The 22,426-nt window shown below is 63.7% G+C and carries 16 protein-coding genes; 12 read left to right on the top strand and 4 right to left on the bottom strand.

The window, feature by feature from the left end:
• Nucleotides 1–109 precede the first annotated feature (109 nt).
• On the top strand, nt 110–481 hold the full coding sequence (locus ACPJXG_RS18550; protein WP_425251953.1) for a YajD family HNH nuclease: 372 nt from the start codon (nt 110–112) through the stop codon (nt 479–481).
• A gap of 21 nt (nt 482–502) precedes the next feature.
• On the top strand, nt 503–1,171 hold the full coding sequence (locus ACPJXG_RS18545) for a response regulator (RefSeq protein ID WP_278318423.1): 669 nt from the start codon (nt 503–505) through the stop codon (nt 1,169–1,171).
• A gap of 63 nt (nt 1,172–1,234) precedes the next feature.
• On the opposite strand, the gene ACPJXG_RS18540 is transcribed toward ACPJXG_RS18545, so the two are convergent.
• Nucleotides 1,235–3,388, bottom strand: coding sequence for a TonB-dependent receptor domain-containing protein (locus tag ACPJXG_RS18540; protein WP_425251952.1), 2,154 nt, complete (start codon nt 3,386–3,388; stop codon nt 1,235–1,237).
• 170 nt (nt 3,389–3,558) lie between these two features.
• On the opposite strand from ACPJXG_RS18540, the gene ACPJXG_RS18535 reads away from it, so the two are divergent.
• From ACPJXG_RS18535 to ACPJXG_RS18495, 9 genes are all read left to right on the top strand, one after another.
• Nucleotides 3,559–4,911, top strand: a complete 1,353-nt coding sequence (locus ACPJXG_RS18535; protein ID WP_425251951.1) for an ATP-binding protein — start codon at nt 3,559–3,561, stop codon at nt 4,909–4,911.
• Nucleotides 4,912–4,984: 73 nt separating this feature from the next.
• Nucleotides 4,985–6,268: a winged helix-turn-helix domain-containing protein gene (locus tag ACPJXG_RS18530; RefSeq protein WP_425251950.1), complete on the top strand. Its 1,284-nt coding sequence runs from the start codon at nt 4,985–4,987 to the stop codon at nt 6,266–6,268.
• Nucleotides 6,265–7,257 carry a DUF2804 domain-containing protein gene (locus ACPJXG_RS18525; protein ID WP_425251949.1) on the top strand — a complete coding sequence of 331 codons (993 nt, stop codon included), beginning with the start codon at nt 6,265–6,267 and terminating at the stop codon, nt 7,255–7,257. The genes ACPJXG_RS18530 and ACPJXG_RS18525 overlap by 4 nt, the downstream gene beginning before the upstream one ends.
• Before the next feature lie 110 nt (nt 7,258–7,367).
• Nucleotides 7,368–10,034, top strand: a complete 2,667-nt coding sequence (locus ACPJXG_RS18520) for a bifunctional acetate--CoA ligase family protein/GNAT family N-acetyltransferase (RefSeq protein ID WP_425251948.1) — start codon at nt 7,368–7,370, stop codon at nt 10,032–10,034.
• 116 nt (nt 10,035–10,150) lie between these two features.
• The gene (locus tag ACPJXG_RS18515) at nt 10,151–10,819 is read left to right on the top strand and encodes a hypothetical protein (protein ID WP_158300184.1); all 669 of its coding nucleotides are present in this window, start codon (nt 10,151–10,153) and stop codon (nt 10,817–10,819) included.
• Nucleotides 10,820–11,011: 192 nt separating this feature from the next.
• Nucleotides 11,012–13,597 (top strand): DUF349 domain-containing protein, encoded by a 2,586-nt coding sequence (locus ACPJXG_RS18510; protein WP_425251947.1) that lies wholly within the window; start codon nt 11,012–11,014, stop codon nt 13,595–13,597.
• Nucleotides 13,594–14,067 carry a molybdopterin synthase catalytic subunit MoaE gene (gene moaE / locus ACPJXG_RS18505; protein ID WP_425251946.1) on the top strand — a complete coding sequence of 158 codons (474 nt, stop codon included), beginning with the start codon at nt 13,594–13,596 and terminating at the stop codon, nt 14,065–14,067. The genes ACPJXG_RS18510 and moaE overlap by 4 nt, the downstream gene beginning before the upstream one ends.
• 121 nt (nt 14,068–14,188) lie before the next feature.
• Nucleotides 14,189–16,795 (top strand): ATP-dependent chaperone ClpB, encoded by a 2,607-nt coding sequence (clpB, locus tag ACPJXG_RS18500; protein ID WP_425251945.1) that lies wholly within the window; start codon nt 14,189–14,191, stop codon nt 16,793–16,795.
• Between the two features lie 170 nt (nt 16,796–16,965).
• Nucleotides 16,966–18,087 (top strand): polyamine ABC transporter substrate-binding protein, encoded by a 1,122-nt coding sequence (locus tag ACPJXG_RS18495; protein WP_099402742.1) that lies wholly within the window; start codon nt 16,966–16,968, stop codon nt 18,085–18,087.
• Between the two features lie 81 nt (nt 18,088–18,168).
• On the opposite strand, the gene ACPJXG_RS18490 is transcribed toward ACPJXG_RS18495, so the two are convergent.
• From ACPJXG_RS18490 to ppk1, 3 genes are all read right to left on the bottom strand, one after another.
• Nucleotides 18,169–18,294, bottom strand: a complete 126-nt coding sequence (locus ACPJXG_RS18490; RefSeq protein ID WP_255206302.1) for a hypothetical protein — start codon at nt 18,292–18,294, stop codon at nt 18,169–18,171.
• 172 nt (nt 18,295–18,466) lie between these two features.
• Complete coding sequence (gene sixA, locus ACPJXG_RS18485) at nt 18,467–18,925, bottom strand: phosphohistidine phosphatase SixA (RefSeq protein ID WP_035817346.1); 459 nt, start codon at nt 18,923–18,925, stop codon at nt 18,467–18,469.
• A gap of 25 nt (nt 18,926–18,950) precedes the next feature.
• A complete protein-coding gene (gene ppk1, locus ACPJXG_RS18480; RefSeq protein WP_099402743.1) occupies nt 18,951–21,044 on the bottom strand; it encodes a polyphosphate kinase 1 in 2,094 nt (697 codons plus the stop codon).
• Nucleotides 21,045–21,326: 282 nt separating this feature from the next.
• On the opposite strand from ppk1, the gene pstS reads away from it, so the two are divergent.
• Nucleotides 21,327–22,376 carry a phosphate ABC transporter substrate-binding protein PstS gene (gene pstS / locus ACPJXG_RS18475; RefSeq protein WP_035817350.1) on the top strand — a complete coding sequence of 350 codons (1,050 nt, stop codon included), beginning with the start codon at nt 21,327–21,329 and terminating at the stop codon, nt 22,374–22,376.
• The last annotated feature ends 50 nt before the right edge of the window (nt 22,377–22,426 follow it).

Raw genomic sequence — 22,426 nt, 5'->3', positions numbered from 1 at the left:
AAAAAAGCACGCCGGCGGCGACACGGGCTGGCGGCGTGGCAGAAAAAGTACAATTGCGCCCGCATCCTCATTAAAATGGACGCTTCTACCTCCCATATCGAAAGTTGTCATGCAGAGTAAAAAGCCCGATGCGGCACGGCTGGACAAGATCGTGGCCGAAGCGCGCCGCGCCGCCGACCAGCGCGAGAGCGGCTACCGCGAGCGCTCGCTGAAGATGTATCCGTGGGTGTGCGGCCGCTGCATGCGCGAATTTACGCGCGCCAACGTGCAGCAGCTGACCGTGCATCACCGCGACCACAACCACGACAACAATCCGCCGGACGGCAGCAACTGGGAACTGCTGTGCCTGTATTGCCACGACAATGAGCACTCGCGCTACCTGGAAGCGGACCGTGGCACCAGCCTGCTGTCGGCCGAGGTGGCGCCCGCCACGCACAATCCGTTTGCCGCGCTGGCGGGCCTGATCAAGAAAAAGGACTGAGCGGGCCGCGCCGCTTTCCCCATGCGCATCTTGCTGACCGAAGACGACCCGCAGCTGGGCCGCGCCACGCAAATCGGCCTGGAACAGGGCGGCTATGCCGTCGACTGGGTCACCAGCGCCGAACACGCGCACACGGCCGTGCGCCTGCACGACTATGGCTGCATTTTGCTCGACCTGGGCTTGCCGGGGCAGGACGGCATGCAGGCGCTGGGCGTGCTGCGCGATAACGGCTACAGCGGCGCCGTGCTGGTCGTCACGGCGCGCGACACGGTGGGCGAGCGCATCGCCGGCCTCGACGCGGGCGCCGACGACTTCATCGTGAAACCGTTCGACCTCGACGAACTGGCCGCGCGCATCCGCAGCGCCTGCCGCCGCGCCGCCGGCCGCCTGCGCGAAAATCTCGTGCACGGCGACCTGGTGCTCGATATCGCCGACCGGCAGGTGACGCAAGGGGGCTTGCCCGTGCTGCTGACGGTGAAGGAATTTCGCATCCTGCAACTGCTGCTGGAACACGGCGGCCGGGTGCTGAGCCGGGAACAGCTGGAGAAAAACCTGTACAGCTGGGGCGGCGAGGTGGAAAGCAATGCCGTGCAAGTGCACATCCACCACCTGCGCAAGAAGCTGGGGCGGGACCTGATACGCACCGTGCATGCGATCGGTTATTGCATCGACAAGCCCAAAGCGGCTTGACGAAAAAAACGGGCCGCCCTGAGGCAGCCCCTTGTGCTCTATGGCTGGTCAGCCATCAACGCATCAGAAATCGACGGTGGCCGACAACCACAGGCGGCGTCCGTCCAGGCTGTTGACATAGCGGTTGGCGTAGGTCAAGGTCGGCGCCGATGAACCACGGTATGGCTGGTAGTCGATGAAGTCCTTGTTGAGCAAGTTGTACACGGCCGCGTTCAGGGTGACGCGTTTGTTCAACTGGTAGCTGGTGCCCAGGTGCAGCATGGTGTAGCCCTTGTAGTCGCCCAGCGCGGCCTTGGCGGCGCGCGTGGAAGCCGAGGTGCCCGGATCGCGGAAGCGCTCGCTGCGGTACTCGGCGCGCAGCCAGCCGTTCCATTCGCGCGAGATATCCCAGCTCAAGCGTGCGTTGACGGCGTGCTTGGGCGTGTCGCTCAGGGGCTTGCCCGCGTTGCTGCCGCTCTTCTGTTCACTTTCCGTGTACGTGTAGTTGGCGCTGGCCGACAAGGTCTTGCCCAGCGGGAAGCGCGTGTTCAGCTCGACGCCGCGCGTGACTGCCTCATCCACGTTGACGGACTGGCCAAACGCATCGACGTTGGGCCAGTTGCCGAAGCTGACGCAGCCGGGACGGTTCGGCGAAGGGCGATAATCGCAATTGACGAGGCCCGTACCCGTCGTGATCTTGTCCTTGAACTCATTGTTGAACAGGGAGCCGCTGGCCGTCCAGCCGGCCAGGTTGTCGAAGTAGGCGCCGATTTCCGTCGTCGTGCTCGTTTCCGGCTTCAAGTCCGGGCTGCCGACGAGGGGGATCGTGCCCTGGCCGCCGAAACCGTTGATGCCTGGCGACAGTTGCTCCACGCGCGGCGTCTTGTAGCCCTTGCTGATGCCGCCTTTGACGGTCCAGCTCGGCGTCGCGTTCCACACGGCATACGCGCGGGGGCTGGTCTGGCCGCCGAAGATGCTGTGATCGTCATAGCGGGCGCCGAAGGTCAGCGCGACGTTCTCCAGCACTTGCCATTCGTCTTCCACGAACAGGGCTTTTTGCGTGAATTCGAATTTTTTCGGCGCCACGCCGTCCGTCATTTCCGCTTTCCACCACTGCGCGCCGATGGTCGCCATGTGCTTGCCCAAAGGCATGACCAGCTTGGTGTCGAACACCTGGCTTTCCACTTCCAGGGTGCGCGCGCTGCCGGCGACGGCGCCGGGCGTGCCTGGCGGAATCGTGCGGCCCAGGGTTTCCGTCTTGTTCACCATGTAGCTGCTATCCAGCGTGCCGAAGCCGAAGCGGCCCGTGTGCGACAGGGTCCACTGGTCGCGGTTGTATTTCTGCTCGGGACCGTAGCCGCCCTGCAAGCCCAGGGTGCCCAGTTGCTTCTTCGAATTGTCGTAGGTCTGGCGGCCCGCGTCCGCGTCGAGGATGACGGTGTGATAGCGGTTTGGCGTGAAGGCCAGGCGCGCGCCAAAGTTGTCAATGTCCGCGCGCACGGGGTTGGCGCCCATGCTCGGCACATTTTCCCCTCCGGCCGCGTCGTTGTAGCGGATGTTGGCCGCATCGCGGCGCTGCTTGCTGCCGCGCAGCGACAGGCCCAGCAGGTCGGTGGCAATGGGGCCGCTCAGGTAGAAGCGGCCGTTTTTCACGTCGCCGAAATCGGATTCTTCCTGCACGGTGTAGTCAGCCGAGATAGAACCCATCCACTGCTTGCCCACCTTGCGCGTGATGATGTTGATCACGCCACCCATGGCGTCCGAGCCGTACAGGGTCGACATGGGGCCGCGGATGATCTCGATGCGCTCAATGGCGGCCAGCGGCGGCATGAAGCTCGTCTGCGTGCCGCCGAAACCGTTCGGTGTGACGTTGCCGGCCGCGTTCTGGCGGCGTCCGTCGATCAGCACCAGGGTGTAGTCGCTGGGCATGCCGCGGATGCTGATGTTCATGCCGCCCGTCTTGTCGCCCGCCGCGCCCACGTCGATGCCTTCCACGCTTTCCAGCGCCTGCGTCAGGTTGCCGAAGCGCTCCTTCGACAGTTCCTGGCGCGTCAGCACCGTGATCGAGGCCGGCGCCTGCTTGATGTCCTGCTCGAAACCGGAAGCGGAAACCACCACTTCTGGCATGCTGGCCGGCGCGCCCGTCTGGGCGTGCGCCGGCAGGCAGGACAGGGCGGCCAAGGCCAGGGCCAGGGTGGTGGGACGCGGCAGGCGCGCGCGGCGGGTGCTGTTGGACATGCAAACTCCTGATGGTGGATGAGTTATCGGTTGATGTTGCTGCTGCAAGCTAATGGGAATCATTGACACAATAAGAATCATTTACAATTGCGCCCATGGCTACCCAAAAAATATTTCGCTCCGGATCTTGCGCAGAAGTTCTTAAGAGATTCTTAACGGCTGGCGGCAAGGTGAAAACATGGTCGCTGCGGCGCACCCTGCTGGCCGTGCTGCTGGGACTGACCCTGGCCCTGTGGGTGGGCAGCGCCGCCATCGTCTACGTGGAAGCGCGCCGCGAAAGCCAGGAGTTGTTCGACCAGTCGCTGATCGAGACGGGCCATTTGCTGCTGTCGCTGGTGGAAAAGGATGCGCGCCAACACGGCTTGACGGGACCGATCGACCTGCCGCTGCGCGGCCATCCGAATCCCCACCAGTATTTGCTGTTCAAGGTGCGCGACGCGCAACAGCGCGTGCTGTACCGCAATGACGCGGCGACCGACATCGCCCTGTCGCGCAGCGCGCCGGACGGCTTGTCGTGGACCAGCATAGCCGGCCAGCGCTGGCGGTTGTTTTCGCTGTGGGACCCGCAGCGCAGCCTGCAACTGCTGGTGGCCGAGCCGACCAGCCACCGCGACGACATCAGCCGCGGCTTCTTTTACCGCATCGCCGTGTTCGGCCTGCTGCTGGTGGTGCTGGCCACGATTGCCATCTGGTGGAGCATCCACCGCGTGTTTCGCGTGCTGCAGGCGTCCGCCGATGAAGTGTCGGCGCGCACGCCTGATGAACTGGCCGACGTCAGGCTCGCTGGCGCGCCCGCCGAGCTGCACCCGCTGCTGCTGGAAATTAACCGCCTGTTCGGCAGGGTGCGGCAAAGCCGCGACAACGAGCAGCGCTTCACGGCCGATGCGGCGCACGAGCTGCGCACGCCGCTGGCCGCCATCAAGACCAATCTGCAAGTGCTGCAGCGGGCCCGCAGCGCGGACGAGCGCGAGGAATTCATCGCCGCCCTGGGCGCCAGCGTGGAGCGGGCCACGCGCCTCGTCAACCAGTTGCTGGCGCTGGCGCGGCTCGATCCGCAGTCGCATGCCGAGACAGCGCTGGCGCCGGGCGACCTGGCCGAGCTTCTGTCTCGGCAGGCCGCGCAGTGGCAGGCGCTGGCCGCGCCATACGGGCTGTCGCTGGCCGTGAACCTTGCGCCGGCGCCGTGCGCGCTGGATGCCGACAGCCTGCAGATATTGCTGCGCAACCTGGTCGAGAATGCGCTGCGCTATACGCCGGCACCGGGCTTTGTGGCCGTCAGCTGCGGTGTGGAAGCGGGGCGCAGCTACCTGCGCGTGGCCGATACGGGGCCGGGCGTCGCCGAGGAATTGCATGAGCGCGTGTTCGAACGTTTCGTGCGCCTGGGCGGCGGACAGCTGCCCGGCAGCGGCCTGGGATTGTCCATCGTGCGCCGCATCGCCGAGCGGCATGGCGCGGACATCATCCTCGGCGCCGGCTTGCAGGGCAGGGGGCTGGCGGTGACGGTCATGTTTCCCGCAGCCTAGCGTGGCCAGCGGCCGCGCGATCCGATAGCGATAAAACGCACAAGCGACGGGCAGAATGCGGTATCTTTCTGTTATGCACAGCCCCCACCAGCCCATTCCTTCCGAAGTCCCCTCCTTGTCGCTGCCCGCCGCGCGCGCCTTGCACCTGGCCGCGCAGGGCTTGCTGCAGGCGCGGCGCAAGAAGGCCGTCAAGGCCGACGTGCTGGCCGCCATCCGCCAGATGGGCGTGCTGCAGATCGACACCATTCACGTGGTCGCGCGCAGCCCTTACCTGGTGCTGTGGAGCCGGCTGGGCGACTATCCGCAGCCGTGGCTCGAGCAATTGCTGGCCGAGGGCGCGCTGTTCGAGTACTGGGCGCATGAAGCGTGCTTCGTGCCCATCGAAGACTATGGCTTGTACCGTCACCGCATGCTCGATCCGGCCGCCATGGGATGGAAGTATTCCGTCAAATGGATGGCCGAGCAGGGGGACGCCGTCGCTTCGGTGCTCGAGCATATCCGCGCCAACGGCGCCGCGCGCTCGGCCGACTTCGAGCGCACGGATGGCAAGGCGGGCGGCTGGTGGAGCTGGAAGCCGGAAAAGCGCTCGCTCGAAGTCTTGTTTACCTCGGGCGTGCTGATGATCGCCAAACGCCATCAGTTCCAGCGCTACTACGACCTGGCCGAACGGGTGCTGCCAGACTGGCACGACGGCTTGCTGCCGCCGGAAGAACAGGTGCGCCGGCGCCTGCTGCTGGCCAGCGTGAAGGCGCTGGGCCTGGCGCGCGCCAGCTGGATCAGCGACTACTTCCGCACCAAGCAGTCGCGCGCCAGCCTGGCGCACGATTTGCAGGCGCTGGTGGACGAGGGCGCGCTGCTGCGCTGCACGGTCGATGGCTGGATGGACGCCGTGTACGTGCATGCGGACCATGGGGAGTTGCTGCGCGACGCGGCGGCCGGCAAGCTGGCCCCCACCCTGACGACGATTTTATCTCCGTTCGATCCTGTCGTGTGGGACCGGCGCCGCGCGCTGGAACTGTTCGGCTTTGACTACCGGCTCGAATGCTATACGCCCGCTGAAAAACGCCGCTATGGCTATTTCACCTTGCCGGTCTTGCGGCGCGGCGCGCTCGTGGGACGGCTGGACGCCAAGGCGCATCGCGCGCAGGGGCGCTTCGAGATCAAGTCGCTGGCGCTGGAAGTGGGCGTGCGCCTCAGTGCCCGCCTGGTGCAGGACGTGGCAGGCGCCGTGCAGCGGCTGGCGCTCTGGCATGCCTGTCCCGATATTGATATTGCGCAGACACAGCCGGCAGCCTTCGGCGCCCAGCTGGCCGAGGCCCTGCACGACGGCGGCGCTGCCGCAAGGCAGGCCGCATGACGCTGCCAGCTGCTCCTTCCCATCTGCTCGACGCCGACGGCCAGCCCCGCTTTGGCCGCTACACGGGCCAGCTGGACGCCTTCGACTGGGCCGCGCTGGCGCCGCCCTATGCGCGCGGCGTCCTCTGGCGGCTGTTCCACCACAAGCGCTGGCATTACGTGGCCCTGTCCACGCCCACCCTGTTCTGCGGCGTGGCCATCGTCGACCTGGGCTGGACCAGCACGGCCTTCGCGTATGCCTTCGACCGCCACAAGGGCAAGATCGTGGCGGCCTTTTCGCAGGATGGCGTGCCGGGCCTGTCCGCTACTGTCGCGCCGCACGCGGGCGCCAGCAGCCGTTTCCGTTTCCTTTCGCAAGTGATCTCCATTGAGGCCCTGCCGCAGCAGCGCTACCGATTGCGGCTCGATTGCGGCCATTTCGGCATCGACGCGGAATGCGGCCCGCCCGTGGCGCCCACCTTGCTGGCCGTGGGTCCCGTGGGCGAGGGCGGCAGCGTGCATGCGACGCAAAAGTCGGGCGGCTTGCCCTTGTGGGGCACCGTGCGCTGCGGCGCCATGGGCTACAGCCTCGATGACGGCGTGGCCAGCTTCGATTATTCGAACGGCTTGCTGGCGCGCGAGACGGAATGGCGCTGGGCCTCGGCGCACAGCCTGGACCTGGGTTTCAATCTGCAGGCCGGCTATTTCGGCGCGCATGAAAACGCGCTGTGGCTCGATGGCCAGCTGTATCCGCTGGGCCGCGCGCATTTCGATTTCAATCCCGACAATCCGCTGGCGCCATGGCATGTGTGGACGGACGACGATTTGCTGGACCTGCACTTCAAGCCGGAAGGCGCGCGGCGCGAGGATAAAAACCTGTGGATCGCCGCCAGCCGCTACATCCAGCCGATCGGCACGTTCAGCGGCTGGGTGCGCGCCAGCGCGGAGTCGCCCAAGCGCATCGTGGCGCAATTGGCCGGGGTGACGGAAAGCCACCGCTCGCGCTGGTAGGCGCATGGTTTTTTGTGAAACGCATCGCAAGGTCAAATTTTTTTGGCAACGCATCCTTTACACTGGGGCGTTACCAAGCAAGCCACTCCGGCAATCCATGAGGCCAGAACATGAGCATCCGTAATCTCGACAAGCTGTTCAAGCCGGCCTCGGTGGCCCTGATCGGCGCCACGGCGCGCGAGCGCAAGCTGGGCGCCATCGCCCTGTACAACCTGCTGGGAGGCGGCTACCAAGGTGACATTTGGCCCGTGAATCCCAAGTACGACGAGCTGATGGGCCTGAAATGCTACCGCAAGCTGGCGCACTTGCCCAAGGCGCCGGACCTGGCCATCATCTGTACGCCGCCTGCCACCATCACGGCGCTGATCCGCGAACTGGGCGCGCTGGGCACGCGCGCGGCCATCGTCATGACGTCGGGCCTCGACCCCGTGCGCGAGCAATCGCTGCGCCTGGCCATGCTGAAGGCGGCCAAGCCGCATTTGCTGCGCATCCTCGGCCCCAACAGCATGGGGTTGCTGGTGCCGAAACTGGGCTTGAACGCCAGCTTCGCCCATGTTGGCGCGACGAGCGGCAAGATCGCCTTCGTCTCGCAATCGGGCGCGCTGGTGTCGGGCGTGCTCGATTGGGCCAATGCGCACGGCGTGGGCTTTTCCAAGTTCATTTCGCTCGGCGCCAGCTACGACATCGATTTCGGCGACCTGCTCGATTACCTGGCCGGCGACATCGACACGGCCGCCATCCTGCTGTACATGGAAGACATCCAGGCGGCGCGCAAATTCATGTCGGCGGCGCGGGCGGCCGCGCGCAGCAAACCCGTCATCGTCCTGAAAGCGGGGCGCGAGGCGGAAGGCGCGGCCATGGCGGCCTGGCATACGGGCGCGCTGGCCGGTTCCGACGCCGTGTACGACGCGGCCATCCGCCGCGCCGGCATGCTGCGCGTGTATTCGGCCGAAGAACTGTTCGACGCCGTGGAAACGCTCACGCACATCCGCTCGCAGCGCGGCGAGCGCCTGGCGATTCTGTGCAACGGCGGCGGCCTGGGCGTGATGGCCACCGACGCGCTGGTGAGCAGCGGCGGCAAGCTGGCCGAACTGTCGCCCGATACCGTCATCGCGCTGGAAAAGGCGCTGCCACGGGGCTGGTCGCACGACAACCCCGTCGGCTTGCCTGGCGACGCGGCCGTGCAGCGCTATGCCGACGCCATCAAGCCCTTGCTCGACGAGCCGCAGGCGGACGCCTTGCTGCTGCTGCACGCGCCCACGGCCATGGTGTCGTCGATCGACATCGCCGAAGCCGTCACGCCGCTGATCAAGGCGACCTCGCGCACGGTGCTGTCTTGCCTGCTGGGTGGCACCACCGTGGCGCCCGCGCGCCAGGTCTTCAACCGGGCCGGGATTCCCACCTACGACACGCCGGAAAAGGCCGTGCATGGTTTCATGCAGATCGTGCAGTACCGGCGCAACCAGGAAACCCTGATGCAGGTGCCGGCGCAGCTGCCCATGTCGGCCACGCCGCGCCGCGCCAGGGTGCGCGAAATCGTCGCCGCCGCGCTGGCCGCCGGGCAGACGGTGCTCGGCGAATGCCGTTCGAAGGAGATTTTGGCCGCCTACGGCATTCCCGTCGCCACCACGCGCATGGCGGCCGACGTGGAAGAAGCGCTGGCCGTGGCGGCCGATATCGGCTATCCCGTCGCGCTGAAAATCCATTCGCCCGACATCGCGCACAAATCCGACGTGGGCGGCGTGGCGCTCGACCTCGACACGCCCGACATCCTGCGCACGGCCGCCGCCGCCATGCTCAAGCGCGTGCGGCGCATGCGTCCCGACGCGCTGATCGACGGTTTTACCGTGCAGCAGATGGCGCGCCGGCCGCAATCGCATGAATTGATCGTCGGCGTGACGACGGACGCCGCCTTTGGCCCCGTCATATTGGTGGGGCAGGGCGGCATCGCCGTGGAGGTGACGGCCGATCACGCCATCGGCCTGCCGCCGCTGAACATGGTGCTGGCGCGCGACATGCTGGCGCGCACGCGCGTGTCGAAACTGCTGGCCGGTTACCGCAACCAGCCGCCGGCCGACATCGACGCCATCTGCTACACCCTGATCCAGGTGGCCGAACTGGTGGCCGACATCGGCGAGCTGGCCGAACTCGACATCAACCCGCTGGTGGCCGACGCGGACGGCGTGATCGCCCTCGACGCGCGCATCCGTTTGCAGCCGGGCCAGCAGCGCGACCGCCTGGCCATCCGCCCGTACCCGCAGGAACTGGAAGAGCAGGTGACGTGGATGGACCAGCCGATTCTGCTGCGCCCCATCCGTCCGGAAGACGCGCCGCAGCACATGGACCTGTTCCACGCGCTGGACCCGGACGACGTGCGCCTGCGCTTTTTCACGTCCATGCGCGAGCTGCCCGTGTCGCAGCTGGCGCGCCTGACGCAGATCGATTACGACCGCGCCATGGCCTTCATCGCCACGCACACGGGCCCGGACGGCAAGCCGGAAACCCTGGGCGTGGTGCGCGCCGTGGCCGACCCGGATAACATTCACGCCGATTTCGCCATCGCCGTGCGCTCGGCCCTGAAGGGCAAGGGGCTGGGACACATCCTGTTTGAAAAGCTGGTCGACTACTTCCGCAGCCGCGGCACGGAAGCGCTCGTGGGCGAGGCCATGGCGCGCAACAAGGGCATGCAGCGGCTGGTGAAAAGCTTTGGCGGCCAAGTCACGCCGTCGGAAGAGCCTGGCGTCGTGAACCTGCATATCGGCTTGCGCGCGCCGTAAAAGAAAGCGCGGCTGGCCCGCTGCGGGTTTGTGCAGGATCAAGCCCACCCCTGTCGGTAGTCTTTACACTTTCACTTCCAGGATGAGACATCCAGCGCGTTTTCGGGAGTGAGTGCATGCTTACGGCAACATATATATTGGTTTCCCTGTCGGTGGAACAGGCCAGCATCCGCTTGAGCTTGCTGGCTTTTCAGAAGTACATGCATGTGCAGTTGCGCCATCAGAGTCAGCTCAGCCTGGCGCAACTGCAATATGCGGGCGACTGGCTGAGCCGGCTGTACCAGGGGGGCTACTGGCGCAAGGTGGAGATGTATCTGATCCCCGCCATCCGCCAGGCCGCGCCGCATGCCGACGGCTTGCTCAATGAGCTCAATGGCTTGAACCATGCGGCGCTGGAAAGCATCAACGTGGTGCAGCAGCGCGCGGGCGCCGCCATCGACCATTCCGAATTGCAGGCCGGGCAGCTGTGCGCCGCCATCGACGCCTTTTGCGCGGCCTTGCTGCAGCGCCTGGAAAAGGAAGAGCGCGAGCTGTTCGCGCTGGCGCGCAAGGTCATCGTCGGCGAAGCGTGGTTCGCCATCGCCTACCAGTTCCTCGCCCACGATGCGCGCGCGCAGGAAGCGCGCCGTGGCAAGGCGCAAGTGCTGCCCTTTGTTTTGCCGGCGCCCTTGCCAGCGCCTTTGTCAACGCCCTTGCAGGCAGCCGGCGGCAGCGCTGAAACGGCAGTGGATGGCGCCGCTTTCACGCCGCCCGTGCCGCCACAGCCGCTGCGTGCGCAGGCTTGAATGGGTAGCAAGCGCACACCCCGCCAGGTGCTATCTGCCGGGAGCGTTTTTATGATGGTGACTGGCGCACCGTCATAGGGAAAAGATATAGGGAAAGATTCGCTTTATTCATTTGATAACTTGTTCAGTCCTGTCCGATGCAATACCCGGGGCTTTGTTATGATGGTGGTTTTGATCCACGCGAAACCCGTCATGTTCGAATTTCTCTTCAAGCGTTCTGCCAGCAAGACTGCCGCACCCGATCCTGTCGTGGCAGAACAGGCCGCCGCCTCGGCGCAGAGCGCATCGCGCCGCGCTGAACAGGTTGCGCGTGCCCATGCCGTGGCCGGCGACGAAGCCGCAGCTGCCGATTTCATCCTGTCCAGCGAATTTGCCGATGCCCGTCTGATCGCGGCCGAACACGTTCATGCCTTGCCTTTGCTGGAAAAAGTCCACCACGCCATGCGCAACACGGACCGCCGCGTGGCCAAGCTGATGCAGGGCCGCATCGACCTGATCCGCCACCAGGCGGCCGAGACGCAGCGCGCCCAGGCCAGCATCGACACGGCCCAGCGCCTGTTGAACGATGAAAAACTGAGCCCGAACCAGGTAGCCGAGCTGGACCGCCAATGGCAAGTCATCAAGGCTACGCCGGAACTGGCGACCGCCTTTGCCGCCGCGCGCGCCGCGCTGGCCGCCCGCCTGGAAGCGCAAGTGTTGCTGCAGCGCGCCGTGATCGACGCCGTGGGTGCCATGCGCGCGCTGGCCAGCAATGGCCAGTCCGCCGGCGAGCTGGCGCAGGCGCTGGCCCGTCTCGATGCTGACCATGCGCGGCATGCGCAATCGCCTGAGCGCGCTTCCTTGCCGAAACACCTGGAAAGCGATTTCAGCCAGGCGCGCGAGCAGGCGCAGTCCGCCCTGCAGGCGCTGCAGCAACACCAGGCCGTGTTCGACGCGCGCCAGGCCGCGCTGGCCGAATGGCAGGCGCAAGACGCCGCCAGCCTCGACGTGGATGTCTTGAAACGCACGTGGCAAGCCCTGCCGCGTCTGCCCGAATCGCCATTGTCCGACAGCCTGCAGCAGCAATTCGCGGCCCTGCTGGCCAGCGCGCCGGTGCCCGTGCAGTCGGCAGCGCCAGAGTCCGCATCGGTCCACGCCGAGCCTGTACCTGTGCTGCGCAAGCCGCGCCAGGAACACGCGCCCGTGTCGAAAGAAGCGACGGAGCAATTCTTCAAGGTGCTCGACGCCATGGAAGCGGCCCTGCAGGATGGCTTGCTGCACGTGGCTTCCGAACACGACAAGACCTTGCGCGACACCAAGCACGGACGTCTGACGCCGGCGCAAGCGGACCGCCTGGCCCATGTGCGCGGCGAATTCAAGCGCCTGGCCGACTGGGCGCGCTGGGGCGGCAACGTCTCGCGCGAGGAACTGGTCAAGGCGGGCGAGGAATTGCCGGCGCAGCAACTCCCAATGGCCGAGCTGGCCAAGAAAGTGGGCAGCCTGCGTGAGCGCTGGAAGTCGCTCGACACCCTGTCCGGTCCCGCACCGAAGTCTTTGTGGGAACGTTTCGACGCGGCATGCAGCGTAGCCTATGCGCCAGCGGCCCAGCATTTCAAGCAACTGGCCGAAGAGCGCCACGGCAATGCGGCCAAGGCCCAGGAATTGATCGCGGAAACGGCGGCCCTGGCGGCCGAAGAGAGTACCGACTGGAAACACGTCGCCTCCGCCTCGCAGCGCTTGCGCCAGGCGTGGACGCGACTGGGCACCATCGACCGCAAGGAAAAGAAACGCCTGGACGCGGAATTTGGCGCCGCGCTGGATGCCCTGTCGAAGCCGCTCGATACGCAGCGCCAGATCGAGACGGCGCGCCGCGAACAATTGATCGTCGAAGTGGGCTTGCTCAAGCCGTCAGAGCGCAACACGGTCGACATGCTGAAAGCCTTGCAGGATAAATGGCAGGAACTGGCGAAAGCCTTGCCGCTCGAACGCCGCGCGGAACAGGCGCTGTGGCAGCGTTTCCGCGCCGCCTGCGACGACATCTTCGCCAAGCGCAAGGAAACGGCCCACGCGGCCGACCACGAGCGCCGCGAACACCTGCATGCGCGCGAAGCGCTGTGCGCCGCGCTGGAAACGGCCATCGTGCCCGAGGGCGACGACAAGAGCCGCACATCCTTCATCAACCACTTGCTACGCGACACGCGCGCCGCCTGGAACGCCACGGGCCCCGTGCCGCGCGCCAGCGAAGCGAAGATCGAGCAGCGCTACCAGGCGGCCGTGGCTGGCGTGCAAGCGCAGGCGGACGCCATCGCCGAACGGGCCGGTGCGGCCCAGGCCAATGCCCTGCGCGACAAGCTGCGCCTGGTGCAATCGCTGGAAGCGGCGCTGCTTGACGCCGGTGCGGCCATCGACGCGCAAGCGTGGAGCGAGCGCTGGAGCGCCTTGCCGCCGCTCGACGCCCAGTACGAACGCGGCCTGCAGCAGCGCTTTGCCGCGGCCCAGGCCGCGCTGGGCGAAGGCAGCGCCGCCTACGTGCAACAATTGCAATCGAACCAGGAGCGCTTGCTCGAGGAAGTCTTGCGCCTGGAAATCGTCGCCGGTGTCGATAGCGGCGCCGAATTTGCCCGCGACCGCCTGAAAATGCAGGTGGAAGTGCTGCAATCGTCGCTCAAATCAGGCCAGAAGCCGCTCACGCAAGCGTCGCAGCTGATGCAGTTGTGCGCGATTGCCGCCGCCACCGATGCGCGTACGGCCAGCCGCATCGAAACCTTGCTGCGCCGCATTGGAGGCCATGCCAAATGAGTACCAGCGTCCGCATCCAGCAAGCTGATTTTGACTTGAGTCAAGAAATCGCACAATTGCGTGCAGGCAACCCCAAGGTGGGCGCCATCGTCGGCTTCGTCGGCACGGTGCGCGACATGAACGAAGGGCTGGACGTGGCCGCCATGGAACTCGAGCACTATCCGGGCATGACGGAAAAGTCCATCGTCGCCATCGTCGAGCAGGCGCGGGAACGCTGGCCCTTGTCTGGCGCACTGGTGATTCACCGCGTGGGGCCGCTGCTGCCACAGGAGCAGATCGTGCTGGTGGCGGTCTCGTCCGCCCACCGGGGCGAGGCGTTTGCCGCCTGCGAGTTCATCATCGACTACCTGAAGACGGAAGCGCCATTCTGGAAGAAGGAAGACACGCCCGAAGGGGCGCGCTGGGTCGATGCACGCGATAGCGACGAAACGGCGCTGGACAAATGGGCGTCGAAAGCCGTCCCCGTCTGACGTCTGGTTGCCGCGCACGCTAGTATTTGCCTATGTGCAGCGGATTTCTGCTTTGTGTATGCTTGAAAAGTACTGCCTCACCCCAATTTGGTTAACAACTAATTAACCGGGAGCGCTTTTCATGCGACAAGACAAACTCACTACCAAATTACAGGAAGCCCTGGCCGATGCGCAAAGCTTGGCCGTGGGCAACGACAATCCCTATATCGAACCAGTCCATTTGCTGACGGCCCTGTTGAACCAGGACGACGGCGGCGCCCGCTCGCTTCTGCAGCGGGCCGGCGTCAACGTGGGCGGCCTGTCCAAGGCTTTGGGCGCGTCGATCGAACGCTTGCCCAAAGTATCGGGTACGGGCGGCGATGTGCAGGTCAGCCGCGAATTCGTGGCCTTGCTGAACCTGGCCGACAAGGAAGCGCAAAAGGCGGGCGACCAGTTCGTGTCCAGCGAAATGGTCTTGCTGGCCATGACGGAAGACAAGTCCGACTGCGGCAAGCTGGCGCGTGAAAACGGCCTGACCCGCAAGGCCCTGGAAGCGGCCATCGAGGCTGTGCGCGGCGGCAACAAGGTCGACTCGCAAGAAGCCGAAGGCCAGCGCGAAGCCCTGAAAAAATACACCCTGGACCTGACGGAGCGGGCGCGCAAGGGCAAGCTCGACCCTGTCATCGGCCGCGACGATGAAATCCGCCGCACCATCCAGATCCTGCAGCGCCGCAGCAAGAACAATCCCGTGCTGATCGGCGAACCGGGCGTGGGCAAGACGGCCATCGTCGAAGGCCTGGCGCAGCGCATCGTCAATGGCGAAGTGCCCGAGTCCCTGAAAGGCAAGCGCGTGCTGGCGCTGGATATGGCCGCCCTGGTTGCCGGTGCCAAGTTCCGCGGCGAGTTCGAAGAGCGCCTGAAGTCCGTGCTGAAGGAACTGGCCATGGATGAAGGGCAAACCATCGTCTTCATCGACGAGATGCACACCATGGTGGGCGCGGGCAAGGCCGACGGCGCGATGGACGCGGGCAATATGCTCAAACCTGCGCTGGCGCGCGGCGAGCTGCACTGCGTGGGCGCCACCACGCTCGACGAGTACCGCAAGTACATCGAGAAGGATGCCGCGCTGGAGCGCCGCTTCCAGAAAGTGCTCGTCGACGAGCCGACCGTGGAGGCGACGATCGCCATCCTGCGCGGCTTGCAGGATAAATACGCGCTGCACCACAAGGTGGAAATCACGGACGCGGCCATCATCGCCGCCGCCGAGCTGTCGCACCGCTACATCACGGACCGTTTTTTGCCGGACAAGGCGATCGACCTGATCGATGAAGCGGCGGCGAAGATCAAGATCGAGATCGACTCGAAGCCGGAGGTGATGGACAAGCTGGAACGCCGTCTGATCCAGCTGAAAATCGAGCGCGAAGCCGTCAAGAAGGAAAAAGACGAGGCATCGTTGCGCCGCCTGGGCCTGATCGAGGAAGAGATCGTCAAGCTGCAGCGCGAATACAATGACTTCGAGGAAATCCTGAAGGCGGAAAAAGCCGTGGTGCAAGGCAGTACGCACATCAAGGAAGAGATCGAGAACGTCAAGCTGCAGATGGAGCAGGCCACGCGCGAGAGCAACTGGCAGAAAGTGTCGGAGCTGCAGTATGGCAGGCTGCCGCAGCTGGAAGCCCAGCTCAAGCAGGCTGACAGCGGCATCCCGAAACTCGATCCTGACCAGCCGAAGCTGCTGCGCACGGAAGTGGGCGCCGAGGAAATCGCCGAAGTGGTGTCGCGCGCGACGGGCATCCCCGTGTCGCGCATGATGCAGGGCGAGCGCGACAAGCTGCTGCACATCGAAGAGAAGCTGCACGAGCGCGTCGTGGGCCAGGATGAAGCGATCACGGCCGTGGCGGACGCCATCCGCCGCTCGCGCGCTGGCTTGAGCGATCCGAACCGTCCATATGGTTCCTTCATGTTCCTGGGACCGACGGGCGTCGGCAAGACGGAATTGAGCAAGGCGCTGGCCACTTTCCTGTTCGATACGGAAGAATCGATGATACGCATCGACATGAGCGAGTTTATGGAGAAGCATTCCGTGGCCCGATTGATCGGTGCGCCACCGGGCTACGTGGGCTACGACGAGGGCGGCTACCTGACGGAAGCCGTGCGCCGCAAGCCGTACAGCGTGATCCTGCTCGACGAAGTGGAAAAGGCGCATGCCGACGTCTTCAACGTGCTGCTGCAAGTGCTCGACGATGGACGCATGACGGATGGCCAGGGCCGCACGGTGGACTTCAAGAATACCGTCATCATCATGACCTCGAACCTGGGTTCGCATAAGATCCAGGCGATGGATAGCGATGATCCCGGCGTCGTGAAGCTGGCCGTGATGGCCGAGGTACGCTCGCACTTCCGTCCCGAGTTCGTCAATCGCATCGACGAAATCGTCGTGTTCCACGGCCTCGACGAGAAAAACATCGGTGCGATCGCGAAGATCCAGCTGAAAATTCTCGAAGAACGCCTGGCGCGCATGGATATGCAGCTGAGCTTGACGGACGCGGCCTTGCAGCAAATCGCCGAAGCGGGCTACGACCCGGTGTATGGCGCCCGTCCCTTGAAACGGGCGATCCAGCAGCAGATCGAAAATCCGCTGTCGAAGCTGATCCTGGAAGGCAAGTTTGGCCCGAAAGACGAGATCCGCATCGACGCCCAGAACGGCAACCTGGTGTTTACGGGCGCGCAGGTGGGGCTGGATAAGGTGTAATGTCGCAAAGGCCGGGGTCAGACCCCCGTCATTGTCAGCGCTGAATTTTGCGTTGGCGGTGTTGAGGGTCTGACCCCAGCGGTGAAAGCAGGGCGCGATCAGGCTAGACCTGATCGCGCCCTTCTTGCTATCATCGTCACTATTTTCTGACTAATTCCGGAGGCGGTACGATGGCAAACACATGGCAAGCAGGGCGGCGCATTGGAGTGGGACTGGCCTTGGCGGCGGCCGCACTGGCCTTGTCTGCGCAAGCTCAGGCTCAGGAAGAGAAAGTCCTGAACATCTATAACTGGTCGGACTATATCGGCGACGATACGATCAAGAATTTTGAGAAGGAAACGGGCATCAAGGTGCGCTACGACGTTTTCGACAATAACGAAATCCTCAATGCGAAACTGGTGGCGGGCAAGTCCGGTTACGACATCGTCGTGCCGACGGCCCAGTGGGCGCGCCTGCAGATCGATGCGGGCTTGCTGCGTAAACTCGACAAGAGCAAGCTGACGAACCTGGGCAACCTGGACCAGAACCTGCAGGCCAAGCTGTCGAAGATCGACCCGAACAACGATTACCTGGTCGACTGGCTGTGGGGCTACACGACGGTGGGCATCAACGTCAACAAGGTCAAGGCCGCGCTGGGCGGCATGGCCATGCCCGACAACGCGTGGGATCTGATCTTCGACCCGAAATATGCGGCCAAGCTGAAATCGTGCGGCGTGTCCTTCCTCGACTCGCCGTCCGAAGTGCTGCCGGCCGCGCTGCAGTACCTGGGCAAGCCCGCCTACTCAAAAACGGCCGCCGATTACCAGGAAGCGGGCAAGGTGCTGCAGGCGATCCGTCCCTACGTGACCCTGTTCAGCTCGTCCGGCTACATCAATGACATGGCCAACGGTTCCGTCTGCGTGGCGCTGGGCTGGTCGGGCGACATCAATATCGCCCGCCAGCGCGCCATCGACGCGAAGAACGGCAACGTGATCCAGGTGCTGGTGCCGAAGACGGCCGCCCTGATGTTCGACACCATGGCCATCCCGGCCGACGCCCCGCATCCGAACAATGCACACCTGTTCATCAACTACATTTTGCGCCCGCAAGTGCATGCCAGCCTGAGCAACAAGGTGTTCTACGCGAATCCGAATCCGGCCAGCATCAAGTATGTGCGCAAGGATATCGGCGAGAACAAGGCCATCTTCCTGTCGGACGCCGACAAGCAGCGCATGGCCGCACCGGAAGCGACCACGGCCGATATTCGCCGATTGATGACGCGCATCTATACGAAGTTCAAAACGGGAGTGTAAGACGGGAGTGTAAATACAAGGATGGCGCGAGGGACGGAGATATGCCGTCGCTGGCGCCATGCGATATTGCCGAGGTGAACACTACTCGTGGTAGCGGTCCATCAGCTTGTGGTGACTGCCGCGCATTTCTTCGACCAGTTCAAAGGCGACGAAGCCGATGATGGCGGCGAAGATGGCGATGAAGAGAAAAACGAGGAAGGTTAACATGGTCTTTCAGCCGCCGTTGGACGGCTGTCCGCTGGGTTGCTCAATGTGCCAGAGCGGTGCTCCAGCACGTAGTTGATGCAATTAAACTCTAGCAGATCGGCAGCGCTTTACAAGGCTGCCGTGTTGTAATTTCTGCCAGTATTTGTCCCAGCGCACTTTTTGCGCATTTCCCTTATTTCACCACAAGGTCATGCGCCATCACGGCTTTTAAGTAGACGCTGATCGGGTCGCCCGGCTCGCGCTGCGAAAACCACCACGCGCTGGCCTTGCGCATTTCCCATTCCTGCTCCTCGCCCGTCAATAGCAGGGCGGCCGCCTGGCCCAGCGTGGGCTGGTGGCCGACGATGAGCACGGTTTCCTTGCCGCCGGGCCAGTTGGCCGCCTTGAGGATGTCTTCCGCCTCGGCGCCGGGCGCCAGTTCCGGCATCAGCTTGAACTTGCGCCCCAGCGCTTCCGCCGTTTGCAGGGTGCGCAGGGCGGGGCTGACGAGGATGCGGCAATTTTCCGGTAATTGCGAAGCGAGCCATTCGCCCATGCGGCGCGCCTGTTTCTGGCCTTTGACGGTCAGGGCGCGTTCGAGGTCGGGAACGCCCGGCTCGGCTTCTGCGTGTCGCCACAAGATGAGATCCATGCTGTACTCCTCTGTGTAGAATTGCCTATTCGCCGACCTCCGCGCCCGGCGTGCCCAGTGTATGCATCAGGTATTGCTGGGCGCTGAATGGCGTTTGCTTGCCGCGCGGCTTGCGGCGCGCGTAATGGCCCGTCGGCTCCAGTTCCCATGCATTGGTATTATCCTTCAAATACGGGTTCAGGCCCTCGGCGATCACGCGCCGTTTCAGCGCACGGTCAAGTACCGGGAAAGCCACTTCCACCCTGCGGAACAGGTTGCGGCTCATCCAGTCGGCGCTGGCCAGGTAGACATCGTGCGCCAGGTCGTTGCGGAAGTAGTAGATGCGGCTGTGTTCGAGGAAGCGGCCGATCACGGAGCGCACCTTGATGTTTTCCGACAGGCCAGGCACGCCCGGCTTCAGGGTGCAGGCGCCGCGCACGATCAGGTCGATCTTCACGCCATCGGTCGAGGCCGCATACAGGGCGCGGATCACGGATTCGTCGACCAGCGCGTTGACTTTCACGATGATGCGCCCGCGCCGGCCCGAGCGGGCGATCTTCGCCTCGTTGCGGATGGCCTTGATGATCTCGCTTTGCAGGCCGAACGGCGCCAGCCACAAATGGTTCAGGTTATGCGGCTTGGTCAGGCTGGTCAGGTGGATGAAGACTTCATTGACTTCCACGGCCAGGTCCTGGTTGGCCGTCAGCAAGCCAAAATCCGTGTACAGCTTGGTGGTCGTGGGGTGATAGTTGCCGGTGCCCAAGTGGGCGTAGAAGCGCAGTGCGCCTTCCTCGCGGCGGATGACGAGCGCTACCTTGGCATGGGTTTTCAATCCCACCACGCCGTACACGACTTGCGCACCGGCTTGTTCGAGCTTGTCGGCCCAGTTGATATTGGCTTCCTCGTCGAAACGCGCCATCAATTCCACGATGACGGTCACTTCCTTGCCCATCTTCGCCGCCGTGATCAGCGACTCCATCAAGTCCGAATTCATTCCCGTGCGGTAGATCGTCTGCTTGATGGCGACGACGGAGGGATCGTAGGCGGCGCTGCGGATGAAGTCGATCACCGTCTGGAACGATTGATATGGGTGGTGCAGCAGGATGTCGTGTTTGGTCAGCGCGGCAAAGATGTCGTTGCCGATGGCTTTGTGCGCGAGGCCGGGGAAGAACGGCGGGAAGCGCAGCTCCGGCTGCTTGACGTGGTCGATCATTTCCGACAGGCGCACCAGGTTCACGGGGCCGTTGACGCGGTACAGCCGGCTTTGATCCAGGCTGAACTGGTCGAGCAGGAATTGCGACAATTCTGGCGGGCAATTGCGCGCCACTTCCAGGCGCACCGAGGTGCCGAACTGGCGCCCGACCAGCTCGCCTTTCAGGGCCTGGCGCAGATTCTTGACTTCATCCTCGTCCACCCACAGGTCGCTGTCGCGCGTGACGCGGAACTGCGAATAGGCAATCACTTCGCGCCCGGCGAACAGGTCGGAAATGTGCGCATGGATGACCGACGACAATAAACAGAAGGACACGCCATCGCCGGAAATCTCGTCCGGCAGCTTGATGACGCGTGGCAAGACGCGGGGCGCCTTGACGATGGCGATCGCCGTGCCGCGGCCAAACGCATCCTTGCCGCTCAGCGAGACGATGAAATTGAGACTTTTATTCACCACTTGCGGGAACGGGTGGGCCGGGTCGAGGCCGATCGGTGTCAGCAGGGGGCGCACTTCGCGGTCGAAGTATTGCTTGACCCACGCGCGCTGCGCTTCGTTGCGGTCGCTGTCGCGCAGCAAATGCACGCCCGCTTCGCGCAGGGCCGGCAAGACGTCGCTATTTAATATCTCGTACTGGCGTTCCACCAGCGCATGGCACTCCTTGCCGATGCGCTCCAGGTTGGCCGCCAGGGCAGGGTGGCCGGCCAGCGAACCGCCGATGCTGCCGGCCGCCAGCAGGCTGGCCACGCGCACCTCGAAAAACTCATCCATGTTACTGCTGACGATGCACAGGTAGCGCAGGCGCTCGAGCAGCGGAATGTTCGGGTCTTCCGCCTGGGCCATCACGCGCCGGTTGAAAGTCAGTTGCGACAGCTCGCGGTCAAGCAGGATGCCCGATTTGGTCACTTCCGTGTGCAGTTCAGGTTTCATATTCTTTTGTCTTTGCAGATAGTTAATTCTAGCCGTATTTCATCCGTATTTCATCATGTATGACGCGTTGTGAGTGTAATCATGAAATATGACGTAAGCGTGACATAAGCTGTCATAAAGCGTCGCCCGTCCTGTCATTTTTCATGCCGAAAATGGCCACCCTCGGGGCGTAGGCAATTATTTCAGGATTTTTTACCCATGTCATAAAGCTGTCATATTCGCTTGCTAGACTGCGCAGCATTCAACCGGGACTTTGAGCCCTAACAACCCTGAGGACTTGATATGCAAATGAAGCAAATGTTCAAATTTATCGTCGTGGGTGCTTCGGCAGCGATGGCATTTTCTTCCGCTTCCGTCATGGCGGCAGATATGACAGGTGCTGGCGCAACCTTCCCGTACCCGATCTACGCCAAATGGGCCGAGACGTACAAAGCCAATACGGGCAACGGCCTGAACTACCAGTCCGTCGGTTCCGGCGCTGGCATCAAGCAAATCAAGGCCAAGACTGTTGAATTCGGCGCCTCCGACATGCCTTTGAAGGCGGAAGAGCTGGAAGAAGCGGGCCTGATGCAGTTCCCTGCCATCATGGGCGGCGTGGTCACCATCGTCAACCTGGACGGCGTAACCCCAGGCCAGCTGAAAATGACGGGTAAAGTCGTTGGCGACATCTACCTGGGCAAGATCACCAAGTGGAGCGCGCCTGAAATCGCCGCACTGAACAGTGGCGTCAAGCTGCCGGACACGGAAATCACCGTGGTGCACCGCGCCGACGGTTCGGGCACGTCCTTCCTGTTCACCGACTTCCTGTCGAAAACCAACCCGGAATTCAAATCGAAAATCGGCGCTGGCTCGGCTGTGAAATGGGCCGTGGGCGTGGGCGGCAAGGGTAACGAAGGCGTCGCCGCCAACGTGCAGCGTATCAAGGGTTCGATCGGCTACGTCGAGTGGGCTTACGCCAAGAAAAACAAGATGTCGCACACCCAGTTGCAAAACAAGGACGGCAACTTCCTGCAGCCTGACGACGAAAACTTCAAGGCAGCAGCCGCTTCGGCACCCTGGACGCAAACCCCAGGCTTCGGCGTGGTCCTGACCGACCAGGCTGGCAAGAACAGCTGGCCTATCACCGGCGTGTCGTTCATCCTGATGCACAAAGTCCAGGCTGACGCAGCCAAGGCCAAAGAAGTCCTGAAATTCTTCGACTGGGCCTACAAGAACGGCGGCGCCGCTGCTGTTGAACTGGACTACGTGCCGATGCCGGCATCGGTCGTGAAACTGGTGCAAGAGTCGTGGAAAGCCAATTTGAAAGATGCATCGGGCAAAGCGATCTATTAATTTGATAGCTTGACCAGATAAGTACCCATCCTTGTCCCCGCCAGCAGCAC

Source organism: Janthinobacterium sp. NFX145 (genome assembly GCF_049810325.1).
In the GTDB taxonomy this organism is placed as follows: domain Bacteria; phylum Pseudomonadota; class Gammaproteobacteria; order Burkholderiales; family Burkholderiaceae_D; genus Janthinobacterium; species Janthinobacterium rivuli.
Note: the sequence above shows the minus strand (reverse complement) of the source record. Positions and strands in the feature narration are given on the sequence as shown.

Bases quoted from the DNA above. Each gene is read 5' to 3' on its own strand.
- ACPJXG_RS18550 (WP_425251953.1), top strand. From the start codon at position 110: ATGCAGAGTAAAAAGCCCGATGCGGCACGGCTGGACAAGATCGTGGCC.
- ACPJXG_RS18545 (WP_278318423.1), top strand. From the start codon at position 503: ATGCGCATCTTGCTGACCGAAGACGACCCGCAGCTGGGCCGCGCCACG.
- ACPJXG_RS18540 (WP_425251952.1), bottom strand. From the start codon at position 3,388: ATGTCCAACAGCACCCGCCGCGCGCGCCTGCCGCGTCCCACCACCCTG.
- ACPJXG_RS18530 (WP_425251950.1), top strand. From the start codon at position 4,985: ATGCACAGCCCCCACCAGCCCATTCCTTCCGAAGTCCCCTCCTTGTCG.
- ACPJXG_RS18525 (WP_425251949.1), top strand. From the start codon at position 6,265: ATGACGCTGCCAGCTGCTCCTTCCCATCTGCTCGACGCCGACGGCCAG.
- ACPJXG_RS18520 (WP_425251948.1), top strand. From the start codon at position 7,368: ATGAGCATCCGTAATCTCGACAAGCTGTTCAAGCCGGCCTCGGTGGCC.
- ACPJXG_RS18515 (WP_158300184.1), top strand. From the start codon at position 10,151: ATGCTTACGGCAACATATATATTGGTTTCCCTGTCGGTGGAACAGGCC.
- ACPJXG_RS18510 (WP_425251947.1), top strand. From the start codon at position 11,012: ATGTTCGAATTTCTCTTCAAGCGTTCTGCCAGCAAGACTGCCGCACCC.
- moaE (WP_425251946.1), top strand. From the start codon at position 13,594: ATGAGTACCAGCGTCCGCATCCAGCAAGCTGATTTTGACTTGAGTCAA.
- clpB (WP_425251945.1), top strand. From the start codon at position 14,189: ATGCGACAAGACAAACTCACTACCAAATTACAGGAAGCCCTGGCCGAT.
- ACPJXG_RS18495 (WP_099402742.1), top strand. From the start codon at position 16,966: ATGGCAAACACATGGCAAGCAGGGCGGCGCATTGGAGTGGGACTGGCC.
- ACPJXG_RS18490 (WP_255206302.1), bottom strand. From the start codon at position 18,294: ATGTTAACCTTCCTCGTTTTTCTCTTCATCGCCATCTTCGCCGCCATC.
- sixA (WP_035817346.1), bottom strand. From the start codon at position 18,925: ATGGATCTCATCTTGTGGCGACACGCAGAAGCCGAGCCGGGCGTTCCC.
- ppk1 (WP_099402743.1), bottom strand. From the start codon at position 21,044: ATGAAACCTGAACTGCACACGGAAGTGACCAAATCGGGCATCCTGCTT.
- pstS (WP_035817350.1), top strand. From the start codon at position 21,327: ATGCAAATGAAGCAAATGTTCAAATTTATCGTCGTGGGTGCTTCGGCA.